General features: G+C 62.8%; 9 protein-coding genes. 5 read left to right on the top strand and 4 right to left on the bottom strand.

What is annotated here, in order from left to right:
• The first annotated feature begins 164 nt into the window (after window positions 1–164).
• The 5 genes from WCJ41_RS18590 (at window position 165) to surE (ending at window position 3,719) form a co-directional block, all read left to right on the top strand.
• A complete protein-coding gene (locus tag WCJ41_RS18590; protein WP_336907332.1) occupies window positions 165–383 on the top strand; it encodes a twin-arginine translocase TatA/TatE family subunit in 219 nt (72 codons plus the stop codon).
• A 35-nt stretch (window positions 384–418) separates the two neighbouring features.
• Complete coding sequence (gene tatB / locus WCJ41_RS18585) at window positions 419–835, top strand: Sec-independent protein translocase protein TatB (RefSeq protein WP_336907331.1); 417 nt, start codon at window positions 419–421, stop codon at window positions 833–835.
• Window positions 832–1,608, top strand: a complete 777-nt coding sequence (gene tatC, locus WCJ41_RS18580; protein WP_336907330.1) for a twin-arginine translocase subunit TatC — start codon at window positions 832–834, stop codon at window positions 1,606–1,608. Before tatB ends, tatC begins: the two co-directional genes overlap by 4 nt.
• A 63-nt stretch (window positions 1,609–1,671) precedes the next feature.
• Window positions 1,672–2,952, top strand: coding sequence for a serine--tRNA ligase (serS, locus tag WCJ41_RS18575; RefSeq protein WP_336907329.1), 1,281 nt, complete (start codon window positions 1,672–1,674; stop codon window positions 2,950–2,952).
• 5 nt (window positions 2,953–2,957) lie between these two features.
• Complete coding sequence (gene surE / locus WCJ41_RS18570; protein WP_336907328.1) at window positions 2,958–3,719, top strand: 5'/3'-nucleotidase SurE; 762 nt, start codon at window positions 2,958–2,960, stop codon at window positions 3,717–3,719.
• 25 nt (window positions 3,720–3,744) lie between these two features.
• Here surE and WCJ41_RS18565 read toward each other — a convergent pair whose 3' ends face one another.
• From WCJ41_RS18565 to WCJ41_RS18550, 4 genes are all read right to left on the bottom strand, one after another.
• Window positions 3,745–4,647 carry a DMT family transporter gene (locus WCJ41_RS18565; protein ID WP_336907327.1) on the bottom strand — a complete coding sequence of 301 codons (903 nt, stop codon included), beginning with the start codon at window positions 4,645–4,647 and terminating at the stop codon, window positions 3,745–3,747.
• A 9-nt stretch (window positions 4,648–4,656) separates the two neighbouring features.
• Entirely contained in the window at window positions 4,657–5,067 is a 411-nt protein-coding gene (locus WCJ41_RS18560) for a VOC family protein (protein ID WP_336907326.1), read from the bottom strand.
• An 8-nt stretch (window positions 5,068–5,075) separates the two neighbouring features.
• Window positions 5,076–7,499 (bottom strand): FAD-dependent oxidoreductase, encoded by a 2,424-nt coding sequence (locus tag WCJ41_RS18555; RefSeq protein WP_336907325.1) that lies wholly within the window; start codon window positions 7,497–7,499, stop codon window positions 5,076–5,078.
• A gap of 134 nt (window positions 7,500–7,633) precedes the next feature.
• A partial coding sequence (locus WCJ41_RS18550; RefSeq protein WP_336907324.1) for an RNA methyltransferase occupies window positions 7,634–8,184 on the bottom strand: 551 nt, incomplete at its 5' end.

Genomic DNA, 8,184 nt, shown 5'->3' with positions numbered 1-8,184 from the left:
ATGTTCCGGGTCGACCCGGAACATGTTTTTGTCTTTGAATCGGCCAGTTTGCAACCTATCTGAAGGCTATTCGGCCTTGGTTGCGGTGCGCCGGGGTTTCTGCTTTAGTGCCTCGTAACATTGAGGAGAGATTAGCATCTCTCCGGAGAAAGGGAGTTTGTCTCATGGGTTCGCTGTCGATCTGGCATTGGATACTTGTCATTCTGGTCGTGGTGCTGCTGTTCGGCCGCGGCAAGGTTTCTGACCTGATGGGTGATGTTGCCAAGGGCATCAAGAGCTTCAAGAAGGGCCTCGCCGAGGACGACGCCACCCCTGCTGCTGATCCCAAGCCGATCGAGCAGCAGACTGCGGTGAAGTCTGAAGCAGAAAAGGCCCAGAGCTGATAGGCAAGCCGGCGAGCCTCTAGCCGGAAACACACATGTTTGACTTCGGAGTCGGTTACACCGAGATGTTCGTGGTCGCCCTGGTGGCGATCATCGTCATCGGCCCCAAGGATTTGCCCAAGGTCTTGCGTGCCTTGGGCAAGACCGTGGCTAAAATGCGTGGCATGGCTCGCGAATTCCAGGGTCACCTCGACAGCGCGATGAAGGAAACGGGCTTCGACGAGGTTAAGAAGGAATTCGACAACATCAAGAACCCGGCCAATTTCATCGAACCCTCGATCGCCAAAAAGGCAACCGAGGACGCGACGAAGAAGCAGGTAGACGACTTCAAGAACTTGTTTGGCGAAGTACCGGCACCTGACACACCGCGTGCCGCCGAACCAGCCTCCCTGGAAACAAAGCCTGCCACCCCCGAGACCAAGACTGCCGGATCGACTGCGGACGCCTCATGACCGACGATGAAATCAGTGCGTCCGAAGCACCCCTGATCGAACATCTGATCGAGCTCAGGACTCGGCTGATCTATAGCGTGCTGGGCTTTGGCGCTGCCTTCATTGTCAGTTTCTACTTCTCGAAGGAACTGCTCTATCTGCTGACGTTGCCCTTCGTGTGGGGTACGGGGCAGAAGGCAGACCTGATTTCGACCCAGCTGCTCGGCGTGTTCCTCGTAAAGCTGAAGATTGCGGCATTCGGCGGACTGTTCATCGGATTCCCGCTGATTGCCACGCAGATCTACCGTTTCGTGGCGCCGGGTCTCTACAAGCGCGAGAAGCAGGCCTTCCTGCCCTATCTCATTGCCACACCGCTGTTCTTCATTCTTGGAGCGGCGCTGGTCTATTTCTTCCTGCTGCCCGTCGCCATTCGCTTTTTCACGATTCTCGCGGGCGATTCCGGCGTCGCCCTGATGCCGGATGTGCAGGGCTATCTCGACTTCGTGATCATGTTGATCCTCGCCTTCGGACTGTGTTTCCAGTTGCCAGTCATCCTGACGCTGCTGGGTCAGATTGGCATCGTCAGTTATGAGCAGCTCAAGTCGGGCCGGAAGTTCGCGATCGTCGGTGTCTTCGTCGTGGCTGCCGTTCTCACGCCGCCGGACCCGATCTCCCAGATCGCAATGGCGGTGCCTCTGATGGCCCTTTACGAGGTGTCAGTGCAGGCCGTGCGGTTCATCGAGGCACGCCGCAAGAAGCGCGAAGAGGCGGAAGCGGCCAAGGACGCTACCTAGCCAAACGTCTTCCCGTTCGGTGTCCGGCGTCCTATAGGAGGGCGCGAAAAGGGATTGAGAGACATGCACGACATCAAGGCCATCCGCGACAATCCGGCAGCATTTGACTCAGGGCTGGCCCGCCGCGGCCTGCCGGCCATGGCAGCGGATCTTCTGAAAATCGACGCCGAGCGCCGTGAGCATGTGCAGAAGCTTCAGGACGCCCAGGCGCGCCGGAACGCCGCCTCCAAGGAAATCGGCGAGGCCATGAAGTCGGGCGACAAGGCAAAGGCCGAGGCGCTGAAAGCCGAGATGGGCTCGATCAAGGATTTCATCGCGTCGGGAGAGACTGTCGAGCGCGACATCGACCAGCGCCTCAGCGCCGCGCTTGCCGTCATTCCCAATATCCCGCTCGATGATGTTCCGGACGGTAAGGACGAGTCCGGCAATCTGGAAGTTCGCCGTTGGGGAACACCGGCCACTTTCGCCTACGAGCCCCGCCAGCACTTCGACATCGGCGAATGGCTGGGGCTTATGGACTTCGAGGCCGCGGCCAGGATTTCCGGCGCGCGCTTCGTGGTGATGAAGGGCCAGCTTGCCCGCCTTGAGCGCGCGGTGGCGCAGTTCATGCTTGATCACCAGACGGGTGTGAATGGCTACACCGAGCACTACGTGCCCTTCATGGTCAATGACAACGCCATGTATGGAACTGGCCAGCTGCCGAAATTTGCCGATGATCTGTTCAGGACCACCGACGGCCGTTGGCTGATCCCGACGGCGGAGGTGTCCCTCACCAACCTGGTGCGCGAGTCCATCCTCGAAGAAAAGGACCTGCCGCTGCGGCTCACCGCCTACACGCCTTGCTTCCGCGCAGAAGCCGGTGCCGCGGGGCGCGACACGCGCGGCATCATCCGGCAGCACCAGTTTTCCAAGGTGGAGCTCGTCTCCATCGCCACGCCCGAGCAATCGCGCGAGGAGCTGGAGCGCATGACGGGTGCTGCAGAGAGCGTGCTGCAGGCCCTCAAGCTGCCCTACCGTGTGCTGCGCCTGTGCACCGGCGACATGGGCTTCGGCAGCCGGATGACTTATGACATCGAGGTCTGGCTTCCGGGCCAAAACGCCTATCGCGAAATCTCGTCCTGCTCGGTGTGCGGCGATTTCCAGGCGCGGCGCATGGATGCGCGCTTCAAGCCGGCGGATGGCAAGGGCACGCGCTACGTTCACACGCTCAATGGCTCCGGCCTCGCGGTGGGCCGCACCATGGTGGCGATCCTCGAGAGCTACCAGAATGCTGATGGCTCGGTGACGATCCCCGAAGCACTGCGCCCCTATATGGGTAGCGCCGACACGATCACGAGAGGCTGAGGCACATGCGCATACTGGTCACCAATGATGACGGCATCCACGCGCCGGGTCTCGAAACGCTGGAGCGCATCGCGCGCAGCATTTCGGATGACGTGTGGATCGTAGCTCCCGCCGAGGAAAATTCCGGGGCAGGGCACTCGCTGTCGCTGTCGGAACCCATCCGCTATCGCAAGATTTCGGACAAGCGCTTTGAGGTTGCGGGAACGCCCACCGACTGCGTGGTGATGGCCGCGCGTAAAATCCTGCCGGGCGATCCCGACCTCGTGCTCTCAGGCGTCAACCGCGGCCAGAACATTGCTGATGACGTTACTTATTCCGGCACCATCGCCGCGGCGATGGAGGGCACCCAGCTTGGCTTCAAGTCGATCGCCATGAGCCAGGTGACCGGCATCCACGGCAACGGCTTCTCCTACGAGGTGGCGGAGCATCATGGCCCGTCAATCGTCGCGAATCTGCTGAAGATGGATTTTGGTCCCGGCGTCTTGATGAACGTGAACTTCCCGGACTGCCGTCCGGAGGATGTGCAGGGCGTCGAAGTGACCCGCCAGGGCAAGCGCGACGTGAACTTGCTGACCGTCGACGAGCGCGTCGACCTGCGCGGCAACAACTACTACTGGCTCGGCTTCAAGCGCGAGCGAGGCAATCCGCCACTCGGCACCGATCTGTGGGCCGCCTTCAACCGCCGCATCTCGGTGACGCCGCTCCACATGAACCTCACCCAGCTCGAGGCCATGGACTCGGTGCGTGCGGTGCTCGATCAGCGGTGAGCGGCAGATCATGCCGCTTTCTCACCTATGGCTGTTCGAAATCCCGGATCGGCTCCACGTGCCGCACCCGTTCGCGCCATGAGATGTAGATGGCGCAGGCGATAAGAATGGCCACTCCCACGAAGGTCCAGACGTCGGGGAAGTCGCCGAAGATGTACCAACCCAGCACGGTGGCCATGATCATTTCGCTGTAGGCCAGCGGTGCGAGCAGGGAGGCCTCGGCATGGTCATAGGCGCGGATGATCATGTAGTGCCCGCCATTGGCGATGGCCGAGAGCAGGATGAAGAGCACCCATTGCGAGGGCGTCGGCGTCTGCCAGACGAACAGCACGATGACGCACATGATGATGGCGCCCATCAGGCTTGTGTAGAAGGTGGTCACCATGGCCGGTGCGGAACCCGCAATGCGCCGGGTGAGCAGCAGGTAGATCGCGAGGCATATCCCCGCGCCGAGCGACAACGGCACGCCGGGCGTGATCTCCTGAAAGCCCGGCCGTATGATGATCAGCGTGCCGATGAAGCCGATGATGACGGCCACCCAGCGCCGGATGCCCACCTTCTCCCCCAGCACGAAGGGCGAGAGCAGGGTGACGATCAGCGGCTGAACGAAGAAGATGGCCAGCGTGTCGGCGATCGACTGGTAGTGAAGGGCCGCGAAGAAGAACCCCGTGGCGGCGATCATCAGGCTGGCGCGGATCGCGTGCATCACCGGCATGTTGGGGATAAGCCCACGCGGCCCGACCATCTTCAGGGCGAAAGGCATCGTCAGGAAGGTACCAAAGAACAGCCGTGCCCAGACGATCTGCATGACCGGCACGCCCTGCTGGCCGAGGTACTTGGCAATGGCGTCAAGAAAGGGCAGCACCGCCATGGCGGTGAGCATCAGGCCGATGCCGACGAGTGTGCGGCTGGAAGCGGGACGGTTCATGTGAGCATGTCAGGTTGCCGGGCTGCCCTTAGGGGTCGGCTCGAGAAGGTCCCATTTTGTGCCGAAGGGATCCTGGAATACTGCGACAGTCGCATAGGCCTCGTGCCGGGGCTCTTCGAGGAATGTCACGCCGGCTGCGAGGTAACGACTGTGGTCACGCGAGAAATCATCGGTCTCGAGGAACAGGAACACCCGCCCGCCGGCCTGCCGACCGATGGTCGCCGCCTGCTCGGGCGTACTCGGTTCGGCGAGCAGAAGCCTTGCCCCGCCATCGCCTTGCGGCGCAACCGTGACCCAGCGCTTGCCGCCGCCCAGCTGTGTGTCCTCGACAAGGCGAAAGCCCAGAACGTCCACATAGAACCGCAGGCCCGCGTCGTAGCTCGGCACCAGCAAGCTTACAGTGGCCAGTGCCTGTTTCATGGTGGCCTCTAGGCGCGGAGCCGCTCGTTCGCCGGGTCCCAGATCGACTCGGGGATGATCCGCGCCTTGCGCATCTCGGTGAACATCATCACCTCGAGTTCGGTGCCGACGGCCGTCAGCTCCGGCGGCAAATAGGCGAAGGCCAGCGATTTTCCGGTCTTCTGCCCGAAGCCGCCCGACGTGGTGAGGCCCACCTTCTTGCCGTTGTGGTACACCGGCTCATTGCCCACGCAGTCGCTGTCGGTGTTGTCCACCTCGATGTAGACCAGCTTCATGCGCGGCCCCTGCTGCTTTCTGCGCAGCGTGGCCGCCTTGCCGATGAAGTCTTCCTTGTCGAGCCTGAGGAAGCGTTCCATCGAGGCCTCGATCATGTCGATCTCGGCGGTGAGCTCGGAGCCCCAGCCGCGGTAGGATTTCTCGATGCGCAGCGCGTTCATGGCATAGGTGCCGAACAGTCGGATGCCATGTGGCTTGCCCGCCGCCATCAGCGCATCGAACACCTTGGGCATCTGCGCCATGGGAACGTGGAGTTCCCAGCCCAGCTCGCCCACATAGTTGACGCGCAGCAGGCGCACACCCGCGACACCGGCAACGGTGGCCGTCTTGCCCGTCAGCCAGCGGAAGGAGGCATTGGTGATGTCGGTGTCGGTGCACTGGCTCAGCACATCGCGGGAGAGGGGGCCTGCAAGCACCAGCACGCCGAAATCATCCGTCACGTCGGTGATCGTCACCTGCTCATCTTCACGCTTGCGCCAGCTCAGTTGGTCAAGGTCGTGCAACTGGGCGACGGCGGCCGAGAGCACGTAGAAGTGGTCTGCCGCCAGTCGCGTCACGGTGATTTCGGATTCGATGAAGCCGTTCTCGTTCAGCAGGTGGCCGAGGATGATGCCGCCGTCCTTCGCCGGGATCTTGTTGGCGCAGATGCGCTCGAGGAAGCTGAAGGCGTCCTTGCCCGTCACTTCGTATTTCGAGAAGGTGGAGAGGTCCATCAGGCCCACGCGGTCGCGCACGGCCAGGGCTTCTTCCTTCACAGCCGGGAACCAGTTCGAGCGCTTGAAGGAATATTTCTCGCCTTCGCCCGATGTGTCGTACCAGCGCGGGCGCTCCCAGCCGAAGATCTGCGCGAACTGTGCGCCTTCTGCCTTCAGCTTGTCATACAGCGAGGATTTCCGCAGGCCGCGGCCCACCTCGTGCTGCTCAGCCGGCTTGTAGCAGTAATACATGTGGTGATAGTCGGCGACGGAGACTTCGGCCGTATAGTCCTTGGTTGCCCAGTTGCCGAAGCGGCGCGGGTCGAACTCGCGCATGTTGATCTCGGCCTGCCCATGCACCATCCACTGGGCGAGGTACTTGCCCGCGCCACCACCCTGGCAGATGCCGATCGAGGCGCCGCAATGCATCCAGTAGTTCTTTGGGCCATGCGCCGGGCCCGACAGGTACACGCCGTCCGGCGTGTGGGTGATGGCGCCCGAGATGATCGACTTCACGCCTGTCTCGCCGAACAGCGGCAGGCGCTCCGTGGCGCGCTCCAGCCAGGGCATGATGCGGTCGAGTTCGGGGGCCTCCAGTTCACTTTCATAGTCCCAGCGCGGCGGCTGGCCATCCCAGCAGACATGCGCCGTCGCGGTCTCGTAGGGGCCCACCAGAACGCCGTTCGTTTCCTCACGCAGGTAGGCATGGGAGTAGGGGTCGCGCACCACCGGCAGTTCCATGTCGAGGTCGATCAGCTCCTTGAGCGGCTCGGTGATCACATAGTGGTGCAGCATGTTGGCGATCGGCACGTTGTGCCCGGTCCAGGCGCCCACCACGTCGCAGTAGGAGCCGGCGGAATTCACCACGTGCTCGCAGTCGATGGTGCCCTGCTCGGTGAACACGCGCCATTCGCCGTTGGGCAGCAGCTTGATGTCCATCACCCGGTTGCGACGCACGATCTCTGCTCCCAGCTGGCGGGCGCCCGCTGCCATGGCGTTGGTGATGTCGGCGGGGGCCACGTGGCCGTCCGTCACCGTCCGGAAGGCGGCCTTGACGCCGGTTGTGTCGAGGAAGGGGTGGTACTGCTTGATCTCGGAGGGCCCGATGATCTCGCACTCGTAGCCCGCGAGCCGCGAGATGCCGTAAACGTATTTCAGCCAGTTCACTTCCTCGTCGGTGCAGGCAAGGCGCAGACCGCCGCAGCCGTGCCAGGACACGGCCTGACCGGTCAGCTTTTCCAGCTGCGGGTATAGCTCGGTGCCATAGAGGTGCACCTTGGTCATGTTGAGCGAGCCGTTGAAGTGCGGGCACTGGCCCGCCGCGTGCCAGGTGGAGCCCGAGGTGAGTTCGCCCTTTTCGATCAGCACGATGTCCGACCAGCCCTCCAGCGCCAGGTGGTAGAGGAGCCCCACGCCCATGACACCACCACCGACAACCACCACACGCGCATGCGACTTCATTTCGATCTCCGGAATCTGCTGGCCGGAGGATAGGCCGGACGGCCACCCCCGCTCAAGGTCCAGTCAATCCTCTTCAACCGTCCAAGGCTGGATTCAAGGCGAAATCGGGCAAAGGGTGGTGAGCTGGGCTCAACTCAGAGCTTCTGCGCCTCGAACAGCATGAGCCCGGTGGCGATCGCCACGTTGAGGGATTCCGCCCCGCCCTTCATGGGAATGCGAACCAAAGTGGAGCAGGCGGCGGATGCCTCTTCCGAAAGACCGCGCCCCTCGCTGCCCATGACCATCAGGGACGGCGACGCGTAGGCGCGGCGATAGCTGTCGGTGGCCTTGAGGTGGGTGCCAACGCTTTCCCCGGGCCATTCCTTGAGAAGTGACAGGAAAGCCGGCTGCTCCAGCTTCACCAAGGGCATGCCGAAGATCGAGCCCATGGTGGCGCGCACGCAGTCGCCCGCCCATGGGTCGCAGGACTGCCCGGCGAGGATGACGCCTGCCGCCCCCGCAGCATCCGCCGTGCGGATGATGGTTCCGAGGTTGCCTGGGTCGCGCATGTCCTCCAGCGCCACCCACACGCCTTCCGGCTTCACCGCCTCGGCCCAGCGTTGGCGGAACACGCCGATCTGGTCCGGCGGATTCTTCTGGGCGCTGATCCAGCTGGACGAGCGCGTGATGGGCCAGGTCAGCGCCC

This window comes from Aestuariivirga sp. (genome assembly GCF_037139295.1).
Classification (GTDB): Bacteria; Pseudomonadota; Alphaproteobacteria; order Rhizobiales; family Aestuariivirgaceae; genus Aestuariivirga.
The sequence above is the reverse complement of the archived record's forward strand: the minus strand, read 5'-3'. Positions and strand labels throughout refer to the sequence as shown.